General features: G+C 60.0%; 12 protein-coding genes. All 12 read right to left on the bottom strand.

Features of this window, described 5'->3' with window-relative positions; genetic code table 11:
- Positions 1-102: 102 nt before the first annotated feature.
- On the bottom strand, positions 103-2,037 hold the full coding sequence (locus tag AC1DWM_RS05585) for a methyl-accepting chemotaxis protein (RefSeq protein WP_477794775.1): 1,935 nt from the start codon (positions 2,035-2,037) through the stop codon (positions 103-105).
- A 150-nt stretch (positions 2,038-2,187) separates the two neighbouring features.
- Complete coding sequence (locus AC1DWM_RS05590; RefSeq protein ID WP_010464193.1) at positions 2,188-3,480, bottom strand: adenylosuccinate synthase; 1,293 nt, start codon at positions 3,478-3,480, stop codon at positions 2,188-2,190.
- A 54-nt stretch (positions 3,481-3,534) separates the two neighbouring features.
- Positions 3,535-4,722 (bottom strand): ATP phosphoribosyltransferase regulatory subunit, encoded by a 1,188-nt coding sequence (locus AC1DWM_RS05595; protein WP_007945592.1) that lies wholly within the window; start codon positions 4,720-4,722, stop codon positions 3,535-3,537.
- Between the two features lie 315 nt (positions 4,723-5,037).
- Positions 5,038-5,907 (bottom strand): protease modulator HflC, encoded by an 870-nt coding sequence (hflC, locus tag AC1DWM_RS05600; protein WP_223520176.1) that lies wholly within the window; start codon positions 5,905-5,907, stop codon positions 5,038-5,040.
- A complete protein-coding gene (gene hflK / locus AC1DWM_RS05605) occupies positions 5,907-7,082 on the bottom strand; it encodes an FtsH protease activity modulator HflK (protein WP_223520174.1) in 1,176 nt (391 codons plus the stop codon). Before hflK ends, hflC begins: the two co-directional genes overlap by 1 nt.
- Before the next feature lie 96 nt (positions 7,083-7,178).
- Positions 7,179-8,480 carry a ribosome rescue GTPase HflX gene (hflX, locus tag AC1DWM_RS05610; protein ID WP_223520172.1) on the bottom strand — a complete coding sequence of 434 codons (1,302 nt, stop codon included), beginning with the start codon at positions 8,478-8,480 and terminating at the stop codon, positions 7,179-7,181.
- 12 nt (positions 8,481-8,492) lie between these two features.
- On the bottom strand, positions 8,493-8,753 hold the full coding sequence (gene hfq, locus AC1DWM_RS05615; RefSeq protein ID WP_007902656.1) for an RNA chaperone Hfq: 261 nt from the start codon (positions 8,751-8,753) through the stop codon (positions 8,493-8,495).
- A gap of 94 nt (positions 8,754-8,847) precedes the next feature.
- A complete protein-coding gene (miaA, locus tag AC1DWM_RS05620) occupies positions 8,848-9,819 on the bottom strand; it encodes a tRNA (adenosine(37)-N6)-dimethylallyltransferase MiaA (RefSeq protein ID WP_223520170.1) in 972 nt (323 codons plus the stop codon).
- Positions 9,819-11,729, bottom strand: a complete 1,911-nt coding sequence (gene mutL, locus AC1DWM_RS05625; RefSeq protein ID WP_477794776.1) for a DNA mismatch repair endonuclease MutL — start codon at positions 11,727-11,729, stop codon at positions 9,819-9,821. Before mutL ends, miaA begins: the two co-directional genes overlap by 1 nt.
- A complete protein-coding gene (locus tag AC1DWM_RS05630; protein ID WP_411741866.1) occupies positions 11,726-13,156 on the bottom strand; it encodes an N-acetylmuramoyl-L-alanine amidase in 1,431 nt (476 codons plus the stop codon). The genes mutL and AC1DWM_RS05630 overlap by 4 nt, the downstream gene beginning before the upstream one ends.
- Positions 13,157-13,627, bottom strand: a complete 471-nt coding sequence (gene tsaE, locus AC1DWM_RS05635; RefSeq protein WP_223520166.1) for a tRNA (adenosine(37)-N6)-threonylcarbamoyltransferase complex ATPase subunit type 1 TsaE — start codon at positions 13,625-13,627, stop codon at positions 13,157-13,159.
- Complete coding sequence (locus AC1DWM_RS05640) at positions 13,615-15,114, bottom strand: NAD(P)H-hydrate dehydratase (RefSeq protein ID WP_477794777.1); 1,500 nt, start codon at positions 15,112-15,114, stop codon at positions 13,615-13,617. Before AC1DWM_RS05640 ends, tsaE begins: the two co-directional genes overlap by 13 nt.
- Between the last annotated feature and the right edge of the window lie 31 nt (positions 15,115-15,145).

Here is a 15,145-nt window from a genome sequence, read left to right on the forward strand (position 1 = left end):
TTTCGCGAGCAGGCTCGCTCCCACAGTGGTTGTTGGTGAACACCTCAATCAACTGTGGGAGCGAGCCTGCTCGCGAAGGGGCCAGACCAGCCAATGCAAGTCTTAGGCCCTGAACTGCCCCAGGCTCGCCTTCAACTGTGCCGCAAGCCCATCCAGCACCTTGCCACTGGCCGTGGTTTCCACCACCGCCTGAGCAGCCTTTTCAGCCTGCGCATGAATGGTTTCAACCCGCCCCCGCACTGCTTGCGCGCCTTGCGCTTGATGCGCAGCGGCCTGAGTCGCCAGACCAATCGCCGCATGCACCTGCTCGACCGACGCCTGCACCGACTGCTGCAACCGCGCACTGTCGCGCAATACCAGCAAACCTTCGCTGGCCTGACGTCCCGCCTGACCAATCGCAGCCACCGCTTCACGCGCACCTTGTTGCAAGGCAACGATGTGCGCCTGAATGTCGCCGGTCGAGCTCTGCGTCTTGCTCGCCAGCGCCCGTACTTCGTCAGCCACCACGGCAAACCCGCGACCGGTCTCGCCCGCACGCGCCGCTTCGATGGCTGCGTTCAGTGCCAGCAGGTTGGTTTGCTCGGCGATCCCGTGAATCACCGTCAACACCACTTCAATCTGCTCACTCTGCTGCGCCAGCCGCTCGATGACTTTCGCACCGGTATCGACCTGCCCGGCCAACGCTTCGATCAGGCTGCCGACTTTCGCCGAGGTCCGGGTGTTTTCATCAGTGGCCGAACGAATGTCGACCACCTGCTGCAACGCAGCCTGCATGGCGTGACTTTCAGACTGGGCTTCATCAGCCATCCGCGACAACGCGCGCAAACTCTCGGCCACTTCATCGCGCTGCATGCCCGCCGCCTTATCAGCCCCGGCATTACGCAGGGTCATGGCGCCGATTTCCACGCCGGTACGCTGAGCCACATCGCCCGCTTCGCGCACAATCGGCTGCAACTTATCCACAAAGCGATTGACCGCCGAAGCCATGTCGCCGATTTCGTCCTTGCTGTTGATCTGCACGCGCTTGGTCAGGTCGCCCTCGCCCGCCGCCAGGTCATCCATGGCGCTGATCAGCAGCTTCAAGCGGTTGACCACTCGACGTCCCAGCACCACGGCCAGCAACAGCAGCACACCGCAACCGACCAGCGCCAGGCCCATGCCGATGCGCCAGCGCAAGGTCGCCGCCGCTTCCTGCACAGTACTGGCGGTATTGACTTTCATTTCAGACGCCGTGGACTGCGCCGACTGCAAACGCGCCCCCATGGCCGCAGCACTGTCTGCGGCCGCACCCTTGAGGCTATCGCCGACCAGTTGATCACTGCTGGCAATCAGCGCCGAGAAACGCTTGTCGAGGGCCGCCAGGTCGGTTTCCACCGAGGCGGTCGAGACCCCCATCAAAACCTTGCCGATTTCCACGCCGTTAGGGTTGATCGAGGCCTCAAGGTAATAAACCGATGGATCGTTCTTCGCCGCATCCAGCACCTTGTCCAGCGCGCGCTCGCCCTGACCTTTTTCCAACAAGGCCTTGTTGATCGGGTTTTCGCGATTCAGATAACGCGTCAGGTGCTGCCCCGCTGCATCGTCGTAAACCACGAACAACACATTGGGATTGCGCTGTGCCCGACGGGCAAATTCAGACAGGGTTGGTACGTCGCTGTCCCACATGGCGCGGGGGGCGACCGAGGCCAGAAGTTGCGCCATATCATTGGCGGAGTCCTTCAGGTCTTTTTCCAGCGTGGCTCGCAACTGTGCCTGCTCATCCTTCAAACGCGAGGACAAACCGGCGGTGAGGCGCTGACGCGTGCTGGTCGAGAGGCTGTCGAGGCTCGACGTGACTTCACGCCCCGCCTGCTCAAGTTCGCCAGAGAGTTTTTGACTGTCGGCGCCCAGGCGCACACCCAGATCGGCTTCCAGCGCAGTCACTGTGCTCCGGGTCAGGGCAACAGCCACCAGCACCTGCACCAAAAGGGCGATACCCAAGGTAACGAACACGGGCCGCAATAAACGGCTTTGTAACAATGAGAGAACGGCTGACACTTAAAATCCCTCTGCTTTGGCGCCATTAAATTGATGGCGCGCTGGAAGCGATGCTTTTAATCAAGATCACAGCAAAGGTCATGCCGTCCGACAGGCATAAACGACAAAGGCCCCAATTAAGGGGCCTTTGTGTTGTACATCAACGACTTATCAGGCGAACGGGTGACGCAGAACGATGGTTTCGTTGCGGTCCGGGCCCGTCGAAATAATGTCAATCGGCGCACCGACCAACTCTTCAACGCGTTTGATGTAGTTGCGAGCAGCTTGCGGCAGCTCTTCCAGCGTCTTGGCACCGACGGTGGATTCGGTCCAGCCCGGCATCTCTTCGTACACCGGCTCCAGGCCGATGTAGCTGTCGGCGTCAGTCGGTGCGTCGATCACCGCACCATCCTGGTTCTTGTAGCCAACGCAGATGTTGATGGTTTCCAGACCGTCCAGTACGTCCAGCTTGGTCAGGCACAGACCCGAAATGCTGTTGACGTCGATAGCGCGACGCAGGATGACGGCGTCAAACCAGCCGCAACGACGGGCACGGCCAGTGGTCGCGCCGAACTCGTGGCCACGCTTGGCGAGGAACGCGCCAACGTCATCGAACAGCTCAGTCGGGAACGGACCCGAACCGACGCGAGTGGTGTAGGCCTTGGTGATGCCCAGGATGTAATCCAGGTACATCGGACCAAAACCCGAACCGGTGGCGATGCCGCCCGCAGTGGTGTTGGAGCTGGTGACGTACGGGTAGGTACCGTGGTCGATGTCCAGCAGGGAGCCTTGGGCGCCTTCGAACATGATGTCTTTGCCAGCGCGACGCAGCTCGTGCAGCTCGGCGGTGACGTCGAGCATCATCGGCTTCAGCAGCTCGGCGTACTCCATGCACTCGTCCAGAGTCTTCTGGAAGTCGATCGCTGGTTCTTTGTAGTAATTGACCAGTACGAAGTTGTGGTAATCCAGCAACTCGCCCAGCTTGGCGGCGAAACGCTCACGATGGAACAGGTCACCGATGCGCAGACCGCGACGTGCAACCTTGTCTTCGTAAGCCGGGCCGATGCCGCGACCGGTGGTACCGATCTTCAGCTCGCCACGGGCCTTTTCACGAGCCTGGTCCAGCGCAACGTGGTAGGACAGGATCAGCGGGCAGGACGGGCTGATACGCAGGCGCTCACGTACCGGTACGCCTTTCTCTTCCAGCTTGATGATTTCCCGCAGCAGAGCGTCGGGTGCAACCACCACGCCGTTACCGATCAGGCACTGCACGCCTTCGCGCAGCACGCCCGAAGGGATCAGGTGCAAGACGGTTTTCTCGCCGTCGATCACCAGAGTGTGACCAGCGTTGTGGCCACCTTGGTAGCGCACTACGGCGGCAGCATGTTCGGTCAGCAGATCAACGATCTTGCCTTTGCCCTCATCACCCCATTGGGTGCCCAGGACTACGACATTCTTACCCATAACACTTGTCCTCATTCGCGCAAACTTGGTGCCGGCGGCGGCCGGCAGGAAAACTCAAGAAGCCAGCGGCAATACTTGCCAAAGCCCGTTCTGCTGAATCAATTGCCGGTCGCAGTCCGCTTCACGGGCGGCGGCCAATGGTTGCCCAGGCAATGCCTGAACGACACGCTGACCCTCACTGCGCAACTGGCAAACCTGCTGCCAGAGTGCCGCATCCGTACTGTCAGGCATCCAGATACCGCCAGACGGTAGCTCGATTTCAGCACGCCCCAGGGTCACCAGGGTTTTCAAATCGGTAGAGAAGCCGGTGGCCGGACGAGCGCGACCGAAGTCGGCGCCGATATCGTCGTAACGACCGCCCTGGGCAATGGACTGGCCAACACCCGGCACGAACACCGCGAACACCACACCGGTGTGGTAGTGGTAACCGCGCAACTCGCCCAGGTCGAAGTACAGCGGCAGTTCCGGGAAACGCACGGACAAACGTTCGGCAATCGCCAACAGGTCGTCCAGAGCAGCCAGAACAGGGGCCGGCGCATTCGCCAGACGCTCGCGGGCAGCGCTCAACACTTCACGGCCGCCACACAAATCAACCAATGCGCGCAGCATGCCCGACAAGTCGGCAGGCAGGCCTTCGGTCAAGGTAATGACCTCGTCGATGGCTTTGCGTTGCAACGCATCGAACAATTGTTGCTCGACTTCGCCGGACAATCCGGCGGCGCGGGCCAAGCCACGGTAGATGCCGACATGGCCGAGATCCATGTGCACATCCGGCACATCGGCCAGTTGCAGCATAGCCAACATCAGACTGATGACTTCCACATCGCTGCTCGGGCTGCCATCGCCATACAACTCGGCACCCAACTGAATCGGGCTGCGCGAGGATGACAACGCACGCGGCTGAGCGTGCAGCACGCTACCGGCATAGCACAGACGGCTCGGGCCTTCGCGACGCAAGGTGTGCGCATCGATGCGCGCCACTTGCGGCGTGATGTCGGCACGGAAACCCATCTGCCGGCCCGATTGCGGGTCGATGACCTTGAAGGTACGCAGATCGAGGTCCGAGCCCGCGCCGGTCAGCAGGGATTCCAGGTACTCGATATGGGGAGTCACGACAAACTCGTAACCCCAGCTCTGGAACAGATCCAACACCTGACGACGCGCCACTTCAATGCGCGCCGCTTCTGGTGGCAGTACTTCTTCGATGCCATCTGGCAGCAGCCAGCGGTCTACCGTTGCCATTACGCCATTCCCCTATGATCCGGGCGGCAAGCCGTCGGGCGAGCCTTGAGTGAAGCAGAAAATGATCGGTTCATGTGCAAACCACGCGCATGAACAACACGGCGAAAAGCCTCAAACCGGCTTCGCCAACCACTTTCCTCGAAAATCCTGTCGAGTCATTCAACTCGGTCTTCTGCCTGAAAACAGCAATCAAACGTGCAGACGCAAAAAAGCCGGGAATTTCCCGGCTGCCGCATCATACACACGTTTTCCCAAAGGATCACCCCGCCCGAGGCTTTAGCCGCCAGGCGGGGGATGATTCAGGTCAACGCGGTATCAAGGCTTGGCTTTTTCCAGGTAACGGAAGAAGTCGCTGCTTGGGTCCAGGACCATGACGTCGGATTTGTTCGCGAAGCTTTCACGGTAGGCACGCAGGCTACGGTAGAACGCGTAGAACTCCTGGTCCTGGCCGTAGGCCTTGGAGTAGATGGAAGATGCCTGGGCATCACCGTCACCGCGAACCTCTTCAGATTCACGATAGGCTTCAGCCAGCAACACGCGGCGCTGACGATCGGCGTCGGCACGGATGCCTTCTGCCAGCTCGTTACCCTTGGCGCGGTGCTCGCGAGCTTCACGCTCACGCTCGGTGCTCATACGCTCGAACACGCTGCGGTTCACTTCTTTCGGCAGGTCGATGGCCTTGACCCGAACATCGACGACTTCGATGCCCAGTTCTTTTTCCGCCATCTTGTTCAGCGAAGCGGTGATGTCAGCCATCAGCGCGTCACGCTCACCAGAAACCACTTCATGCAGCGTGCGCTTACCGAACTGGTCACGCAGGCCCGATTCCAGACGACGGGACAGACGCTCGTCGGCGATCTGCTTGAGCCCGGAAGTTGCGGTGTAGAAGCGCTCGGCGTCTTTCACGCGCCACTTGGCGAAGGCATCCACCATGACGGCTTTCTTTTCCAGCGTCAGGAAGCGTTGCGTCGGTGCATCCAGCGTCATCAGGCGTGCGTCGAATTTACGCACCTGGTTAACGTAAGGCACTTTCACATGCAGGCCCGGCTGAACATCGGCCTGAACCACGCGACCGAACTGCAGCAACACCGCACGCTCGGTCTGAGCCACGATGTAGAAGCAGTTCCAGGCCGCGATCGCCACGACGACGCCGACAATAAGGGCGATCAGCGATTTATTGCTCATCAGCGACTCTCCCTGGTACGTGCTTGCTGTTGTTGCAGATCAGCTGCTGCACGCGTATTCGCTTCATTGCTGCTGGCTGCCGCGCCCGAAGCCGGAGCGCTGCTGGTGGTGCGACCACTTTCGACCATCTTGTCCAGCGGCAAGTACAGCAGATTGCTCTGGCCATTCTTGTTGCCGGTCACGAGTACCTTGCTGGTGTTGGTGAAGACTTCCTGCATGGTGTCCAGGTACAGACGCTCGCGGGTAACTTCAGGAGCCTTGCGGTATTCATAGACCAGTTTGGTGAAGCGATCAGCCTCACCCTTGGCGCGCGAGACGGTTTCGTCACGGTAACCATTGGCATCCTCGAGGATACGCTGGGCCTGACCACGGGCTTCCGGCACGACGCCGTTGGCATAGGTTTCAGCCTGGTTACGCGAACGCTGCTCGTCTTCACGGGCACGGATCACGTCATCGAAGGCTTCCTGGACTTCACGCGGTGCCGCTGCGTTCTGAACGTTGACCTGGGTAACGGTGATACCGGTGCGATAGGTATCCATGAAGCGTTGCAGACGCTCCTTGATCTCGCTGGCCATCAACTCACGGCCCTCAGTCAGTACCTGGTCCATGGCGGTAGAGCCCACCACGTGACGCAAGGCACTGTCTGTCGCTTGCTGCAGGCTGATTTCCGGCTGATCGACATCCAGCACGAAATCCTGCAGGTTGCTGATCTTGTATTGCACGGTCAGCGGCACTTCGACGATGTTCTCGTCTTCGGTCAGCATCTGCCCCTGCTTGGTGTACGAACGCTCACGCGTAACGTTTTCCAGGTACTTCTTGTCGATCGGCGGGAAATAGATGTTCAGGCCCGGGCCGACGGTTTCGTAGTACTTGCCGAAGCGCAGCACCACGGCTTGCTCCTGCTCGTCGACGACGTAGACCGCGCTGTACAGCCAAACAGCCGCCAGCACGACAAGGCCGATGCCAAGAATGCCGCCGAAGCCGCCGCTCTTGCCCGAACCACCGCCGTCATCACCGCGTTTCTTACCACCACCGAACAACCCGTTCAGGCTTTCCTGCAGCTTTCGGAAGGCCTCGTCGAGATCCGGTGGTCCCTTGCGGTCGCCGTTATTGCGGCGCTTGCCACCCCAAGGATCCTGATTATTCGAGTTGCCACCCGGCTCATTCCAAGCCATAGCGCTCTCCATCTGATAAAGCAAAGACGCACCCACGGCGCGCCGACCAATGCTACAGAATGCCTGTCACCACGACACAACCGCTTTCTCAGGCTTTTATTGCAAAGTGTGTTGCTCGATGAAGTCATTCGGCTGCAAACCTTCGCGGCTCACCAATCGATTCAATTCGATCCGTGGCAAGCGAACGGCCAGCAAGCTGATGCCTTCTTCGTCGTGTTCTTCTTTCTGTACCGCACCGACTTCAAAAAATTGCGCACGCAGTCGAGCAAAACGTTGCGGCAAGCGCAAGGTACCTACAAACAAATCATCCCCAAGCAACTCGGCCAGGGCCTGCTTGAGCAGGTCCAGGCCTGTACCGTCCTTGGCCGACAACCAGACCCGCAGCGGTTTGCCATCGGCATCGCGCTGGATCTGCGGCTCTACGCCCTCGAGCAAATCGAGTTTGTTGTATACCTCAAGGATCGGCAAGTCTTGCGCCCCGATCTCCCCGAGCACCACCATGACCTGTTCAATCTGGGCCATACGCTCGGGTTCATGAGCGTCGATCACATGCAGCAGCAAGTCAGAGTTGCTCGACTCTTCGAGCGTAGCTCGAAATGCCTCAACCAGCTTGTGAGGCAGATGACGAATGAAGCCCACTGTGTCGGCCAGCACGATCGGCCCGAGGTCATCGAGTTCGAGTCGGCGCAAGGTCGGGTCGAGGGTCGCGAAGAGCTGATCAGCAGCGAAGACGTCGGAATCAGTCACCGAGTTGAACAGCGTCGATTTGCCGGCGTTGGTATATCCCACCAGTGAAACCGTTGGAATGTCAGCACGTTTGCGCCCGCGACGAGACTGCTCGCGCTGGCTGCGGACCTTCTCCAGACGCCCCTTGATTTGCCGCAGGCGAACCCGCAACAGGCGTCGGTCGGTTTCGAGCTGGGTTTCACCCGGACCGCGCAGACCGATACCGCCTTTCTGCCGCTCAAGGTGAGTCCAGCCACGAACCAGCCGCGTACTCATGTGCTCAAGCTGGGCCAGTTCGACCTGGAGCTTGCCTTCATGGGTGCGGGCGCGTTGGGCGAAAATATCGAGAATCAGACCCGTGCGGTCGATCACGCGACACTCGAACACACGTTCAAGGTTACGTTCCTGACTGGGCGTGAGGATGTGATTGAAAATCACCAGATCTACCTGCTCGGCGTTGACCAGGTCGCGTAATTCCTCGACCTTGCCGCTGCCAATCAGGTATTTGGCGGTTGGCCGATGACGCGGCACGTTAAAAAACGCGACGGTCTCGGCACCTGCCGATATTGCCAATTCCTGGAACTCCTGCGGATCTTCGCGCGCCTCAGGGTCCTGACCATCCAAGTGAACGAGAATGGCTCGCTCACCACCACCGTGGCGCTCAAAGAACAAAGGAGACTCCTATCAGGCGTTACCTGGCTCAGCGTCACCTGCTTCGGATTCGGTTGCGCTAGGCAGACGAATTGGACGAACCGGCACCACTGTAGAGATAGCGTGTTTGTAAACCATCTGGCTCACGGTGTTTTTCAGCAGGATAACGAACTGGTCGAAAGACTCAATCGTGCCTTGCAGTTTGATACCGTTGACCAGGTAGATAGACACCCCAACTTTCTCTTTACGTAAAGTATTCAAGTAAGGGTCTTGTAGCGAATGCCCTTTTGACATGTGCCGCACTCCTTTAAGGATTCAAAATAAAAAAATAGGTAAACAGATGGCTTCAGCCGTCACACCCCCAAGGATAGACGGCAATTGAAAGGACTCAGCTCAATATGGAGATGGTCCCCAAGTATTTCAAGGCGCGCGGCAGATTGTCGCAATCGAGGCTGTCCAGCCAGTGTAAATCAGCCCAACTGCGCAGCCAGGTGAACTGACGCTTTGCCAATTGGCGCGTGGCAATGATTCCGCGCTCCTGCATCTCGGCTTGCGTCAGCTTGCCATCCAGGTAATCCCAGACTTGTCGGTAGCCTACTGCACGTATAGACGGCAACCCGGAATGCAGGTCACTTCTCTTACGCAGGGCTACGACCTCGTCAATGAATCCCTGTTCCAACATATTCGTGAATCTTTGTTTAATTCGCTCGTGCAGTACCTGGCGATTTGCCGGAGCAATGGCCAAGTTCGCGACAGTATAGGGCAATTGTTGCAGTCCCGAAGCGGCTGCTTCAGTACTTTGCGCAGTTTGTCTCAGTCGCAGCTCGGTCATGCTCTGACCGCTGACGCGATAAACTTCCAGTGCTCGACTGAGTCGCTGCGGATCGTTTGGATGAATACGCGCCGCCGATTCCGGATCGATGACCGCTAATTGATCGTGCAGCGCTTGCCAGCCAAGGCGCGCAGCTTCTTCCTCGATCTGCGCACGCACATCCGGATCAGCCGCCGGCATGTCCGCCAGACCTTCGACCAACGCCTTGTAATAGAGCATTGTGCCGCCCACCAGCAGCGGGATTTTTCCCCGCGCAGTGATATCGGCCATCGCTTCAAGGGCATCACGGCGAAAATCAGCGGCCGAATAGCTCTCGGCCGGGTCAAGAATGTCGATCAAACGGTGCGGGAATTCACTCAGAATTTCTTTCGAAGGCTTGGCAGTACCGATGTCCATGCCACGGTAGACCAGTGCCGAATCGACGCTAATCAGTTCGCACGGCAGGACTTTGGTCAGTTCGATGGCCAGGTCGGTCTTGCCCGCAGCAGTCGGGCCCATCAGAAAAATCGCTGGAGGGAGCTGGCTCATCAACGACCGCGCAAGAAGAGTTTGTCCAGATCGTCCAGGCCCAATTGGGTCCAGGTCGGTCGGCCATGGTTGCATTGACCGCTGCGCTCGGTGTTTTCCATGTCACGCAGCAGGCCGTTCATTTCCGGGATCGCCAGACGCCGATTCGCACGAACCGCGCCGTGACAGGCCATCGTCCCGAGCAGTTCGTTCAGATGGGCCTGAATCCGGTCGCTGGAGCCGTATTCCATCAGGTCCGCCAATACATCACTGACCAGTCGGTTGGCTTCAGCTTGCTTGAGCAAGGCCGGGATCTGCCGGATGGCCAGGGATTCAGGCCCCAGGCGCTGCAATTCAAAGCCCAGACGCTGGAACCACGCGACGTGCTCTTCGGCGCAATCGGCTTCGCGCTGACTGACGGCCAATGACTCGGGTACCAGCAGCGGCTGACCGCTCAGGCCTTCGCTGGCCATGGCGATTTTCAGGCGTTCGTACATGATTCGCTCGTGAGCCGCATGCATATCCACCAGCACCAGCCCCTGGGCGTTTTCCGAAAGGATGTAGATACCCTTGAGCTGCGCCAGTGCATAACCCAGCGGCGGAATGTCGTCCTGCCCGGCCGGCAGCGCGACCGCGTTGGCCTCGGGCAGCGGCGCAAAAAACTCGCGGTAGGCGGCCTGAGCTTCGGCGACCGGCACCCCGGACTGAGGCCGCGGCGTGTATTGATACTGATAACCGGCGCCAGCGCCCGAGCCAGCCGGGGTATTGAACGACGGCTGCGCCTGAGGCTGCTCCAGCAGCGCATTGGCCGCCAGGCGCATCTCGCCCTGAGGGCCGAATTCACCGGCGTCCAGGCCGGTCGGTCGCACGATGGCCGTCGCCACCGGTGCGGCCAGATGATCTTCCGGTCGCACATCGCCCAAGGCGCGGTGCAGGGTGCCATAGAGGAAATCGTGAACCATGCGCCCGTCACGGAAACGAACTTCGTGCTTGGTCGGATGCACGTTGACGTCGACACCCGCCGGATCGACTTCGAAAAACAGCACAAACGTCGGATGCCGGCCATTGAACAGCACGTCGCGATAGGCCTGGCGCACCGCGTGGGCCACCAGCTTGTCGCGCACTGCACGGCCATTCACAAAGAAATACTGCAAATCTGCCTGGCTGCGATTGAACGTCGGCAAACCGACCCAACCCCACAAATGCAGGCCATTGCGCTCGATTTCGATCGGTAGCGCCTGCTCGAGAAAACCTGAACCGCAAATGGCTGCCACACGCCGGGCACGGGCCGCGTCATCATGGGCTTCGTGCAGGCTAAGGATGGTTTTGCCGTTGTGACGTAAATGGAACGCCACGTCGAACCGCGCCAACGCCAGACGCTTGATCACTTCTTGCAGGTGATCGAATTCGGTTTTTTCAGTCTTGAGGAATTTGCGCCGCGCCGGGGTGTTGAAGAACAAGTCGCGGACTTCCACCGAGGTGCCGACCGGGTGAGCGGCTGGTTGCACACGAGGCGCCATGTCCCGGCCTTCGGTCTCAACCTGCCAGGCCTGATCGGCATCGCGGGTGCGGGACGTCAGGGTCAGGCGCGCCACGGAGCTGATCGACGCCAGGGCCTCACCTCGGAAACCCAGGCTCATGACCTGTTCCAGGTCCTCAAGGTTACGAATTTTGCTGGTGGCGTGTCGGGCCAGGGCCAGCGGCAGGTCATCGGCAGAAATACCACTGCCGTCGTCGCGCACCCGCAGCAGCTTGACACCACCCTGCTCGACATCGACGTCGATGCGTTTGGCGCCAGAGTCGAGGCTGTTTTCCAGCAGCTCTTTAATCACCGAAGCCGGGCGCTCAACCACCTCGCCGGCGGCAATCTGGTTCGCCAGTCGCGGGCTGAGCAGCTCGATGCGAGCGCTATTGATCATCACCTGATTCATTCTTTAGCCGCCAACTCAGTGCCTGGAATGGTCAGGTGCTGACCGATCTTCAGCTCATCACTCGACAGGTTGTTGGCGCTGCGCAGCGTCGCTGGCGACACCTGATAACGCACGGCAATCATCGCCAGGGTTTCACCCGGATTGACCCGGTGATCACGTGGGCCCTGAGCGATTTTCCCGGAATCACGCAGCCACGCAATGTAAGTGCCCGGCGGCGGATTCTGTTGGAAGAACTGGCGTACGCCGCTGCTGATCGAACGCGCCAGCGCCTGCTGGTGATTCGATGCCGCAAGCTTTGAGGCTTCGTTGGCGTTGGAGATGAACCCGGTTTCGACCAGGATCGACGGGATGTCTGGCGACTTCAGCACCATGAATCCAGCCTGTTCCACACGCTGTTTGTGCAACGGAGTGACACGACCGATATTGCTCAGCACTTTCTGGCCGACGTTCAGGCTGGACGTCAGCGACGCCGTCATCGACAGGTCGAGCAGCACGCCTGCGAGCATGCGGTCTTTGTCATCGAGGCTGACGTTGCCGGCACCGCCAATCAAGTCGGAGCGGTTTTCACTGTCAGCCAGCCAGCGGGCAGTTTCCGATGTAGCGCCACGATCAGACAGGGCGAATACCGAAGCACCGAAGGCGGCGGTCGAAGGCGCGGCGTCGGCGTGGATCGAAACGAACAGGTCGGCGCCTTTCTTGCGGGCGATTTCGGTACGACCGCGCAGTGGAATGAAGTAGTCGCCGGTACGGGTCAGTTCGGCGCGGAAGCCTTTCATGCCGTTGACCTGACGCTGCAATTCGCGGGCGATGGCCAATACCACGTCTTTTTCCTTCTGACCGCGAGAGCCCGAGGCGCCCGGGTCTTCGCCGCCGTGGCCAGCATCGATCACCACAAGGATGTCGCGCTTGCCGGCCGGTGCCGGTGGAAGCTTGATCGCCGGCTCAACAGGCGTGACCGGCACTGCCGGCACCGTGGCGACCGAAGGCGTTGGTGCTGGCGACGGCGAGGCATCGGCGGCGCTATCAAACAGATCAACCACCAGTCGGTTACCGTACTGGGCGTTCGGGGCCAGGGAGAAGCTTTTCGGGGTCACGGCCTTTTTCAGGTCGATCACCACCCGCAGGTCGGTCGGCGTGCGTTGAGCCGAACGCATGGCGGTGATGGGGGTATTGGAGGTGTTGACGTTCAGCGGCGCACCGAGTGTCGCACCATTGATGTCGATCACCAGCCGATCCGGAGCAGTCAGGGTGAAAACGCTGTGTTGCACAGGCCCGGTCAGGTCGAACACCAGCCGTGTGTTATCCGGCGCCCGCCACAGGCGAACGCTATTGACCTTCGTGTCGGCCACAGCGTCGACGGTCACCGCCAAAAACAACAATCCTACGGCAGCTACCATCGCGCGAAAGCGCATACCAGACCCCATCATTTAATTGGATTCCAATGCCAAAGCGGCACACCAGGCCTCGCCACGCGAGCCCTGGGATAAAATTTTCAGCGAACGCCCGCTGTCTTGCGGGCTAATGGTAATGGTCAGGTCGGGCTTTGGCAAAAAGCCTGCACCTTTATCGGGCCACTCAATCAGGCACAGGGCGTCGTCGTCGAAGTAGTCGCGAATGCCGAGGTACTCCAGCTCTTCCGGATCGACCAAACGGTACAGGTCGAAATGGAAGGCGCGGACGTCACCGATCTCGTAAGGCTCGACCAGCGTGAATGTCGGACTTTTTACTGCCCCGTCATGCCCCAATCCCCGGATGATGCCCCGTGACAGTGTGGTTTTCCCCGCCCCCAAGTCCCCTTCCAGAAAAATCAGACCGTGCCCTTGGGTGGTTTTTGCGATATGTGCGCCAAAGGCGGTCATCGCCTCTTCATCCGCCAGGTACAGGGTTACTTCAGACACGGTGCTTGCTCCTCCAACAACTGACGAATGGCCGGGATCAGATCACTGGCCGCCAGCCCACGGCCATCTTTACCTTGTTGCTCACCCGCATTGGCGTGCAGCCAGACGGCCAGACACGCGGCGTCGAAGGCTTGCATGCCTTGAGCCAACAGCGCGCCCACCAGACCCGCCAGTACGTCGCCCAAGCCGGCGGTGGCCATGGCCGGATGACCTTGATGACACAACGCCAGACGCCCATCGGGACTGGCGATCAGGCTGCCGGCGCCTTTCAACACCACGACAGCGGTGTATTTTTTGCTCAATGCATGCGCCGCTGCCGGGCGATCCGCCTGCACCTGAGCAGTGCTGATCCCAAGCAACCGTGCCGCTTCACCTGGATGCGGCGTGATCACGCAATCCTTGGGCAAATTCACGCGTTCTTCGGCCAGCATATTCAACGCATCGGCGTCCCAGACTTGCGGCAACGGTGCATTGGCGGCCGCCGACAGCAAACTTTGCCCCCAGGAAGCCTGCCCCAAGCCGGGACCGACCACCAGTACGGAAACTTTTTGCAGCAGTTCCATCAGCTGGTTGGCCGATGACGTGCCCAGCACCATGGCTTCAGGGATTCTAGCCAGCGCGGCGCCAACATGCTCACTGCGAGTGGCCACGGAAACCATGCCGGCCCCGCTACGCAGAGCGCTTTGTGCACTCAGCAGGATCGCGCCACCCAAACCGCGATCACCACCGATCAGCAACACATGGCCGAATTTGCCTTTGTGGGAAGTCGGCGTTCGGGGGGCAAGTTGCGGCAAGTTACGGGCCGTCAGGCGACGAGCACTGACCGACGCGGCCTCAATTACCTGCGGATCAGCGTGTAAATCGTTGAAAACCAGTTCACCGACGACGTCTGCGGCATCACCGGTGAACAGCCCCAGCTTCAACCCGATGAAAGTCACAGTGAGATCGGCATGCACCGCCGCACCGAGGACGCGACCGGTATCGGCGCAAAGGCCCGAAGGGATGTCCACCGCCACCACCGGTAAACCGCAGCCGTTGATCGCTGCAATGGCGTCAGCGTAAGGCGCTCTCACCTCACCCGTCAGACCGGTGCCCAGCAACGCGTCCAGCACGATGCCGCGCAGTTGGGGCTGCGCAGCCCAGGACTCAATCAAAACATTCTCGGAAACGGCCTCCGCATGGGCCAACGCCGCGTCACCTTGCAAACGCTGAGGATCACCGACCGCCAACACCCGCACCGCCCAACCCGCACGCTGGGCCAGCACCGCTACCAGATAACCGTCGCCAGCGTTATTGCCGTGACCGGCCAGCACACTCAATTCATTCGCCGACGGCCACTGCCGGACCAACGCACGCCAGGTCGCCCGCGCCGCGCGTTGCATCAATTCGAAGCCGGGAGTGCCGCCCGCAATCAGGCTCGCATCGAGCCCGCGGACCTGCGCAGCGCTATACAGTGCGTCGGGAAAATCATCTTTAGTGTGCGGCATGCGTCTTCGAGCTCCGATGTCTGGCAGAATT

This window comes from Pseudomonas sp. P4_C8, from assembly GCF_056401975.1.

What these genes read in the sequence shown, in the direction of transcription:
- hfq (WP_007902656.1), bottom strand. Translation starts at nt 8,753, where the DNA reads ATGTCAAAAGGGCATTCGCTACAAGACCCTTACTTGAATACTTTACGT.
- hflC (WP_223520176.1), bottom strand. Translation starts at nt 5,907, where the DNA reads ATGAGCAATAAATCGCTGATCGCCCTTATTGTCGGCGTCGTCGTGGCG.
- AC1DWM_RS05595 (WP_007945592.1), bottom strand. Translation starts at nt 4,722, where the DNA reads ATGGCAACGGTAGACCGCTGGCTGCTGCCAGATGGCATCGAAGAAGTA.
- AC1DWM_RS05640 (WP_477794777.1), bottom strand. Translation starts at nt 15,114, where the DNA reads ATGCCGCACACTAAAGATGATTTTCCCGACGCACTGTATAGCGCTGCG.
- AC1DWM_RS05630 (WP_411741866.1), bottom strand. Translation starts at nt 13,156, where the DNA reads ATGATGGGGTCTGGTATGCGCTTTCGCGCGATGGTAGCTGCCGTAGGA.
- mutL (WP_477794776.1), bottom strand. Translation starts at nt 11,729, where the DNA reads ATGAATCAGGTGATGATCAATAGCGCTCGCATCGAGCTGCTCAGCCCG.
- AC1DWM_RS05590 (WP_010464193.1), bottom strand. Translation starts at nt 3,480, where the DNA reads ATGGGTAAGAATGTCGTAGTCCTGGGCACCCAATGGGGTGATGAGGGC.
- miaA (WP_223520170.1), bottom strand. Translation starts at nt 9,819, where the DNA reads ATGAGCCAGCTCCCTCCAGCGATTTTTCTGATGGGCCCGACTGCTGCG.
- hflK (WP_223520174.1), bottom strand. Translation starts at nt 7,082, where the DNA reads ATGGCTTGGAATGAGCCGGGTGGCAACTCGAATAATCAGGATCCTTGG.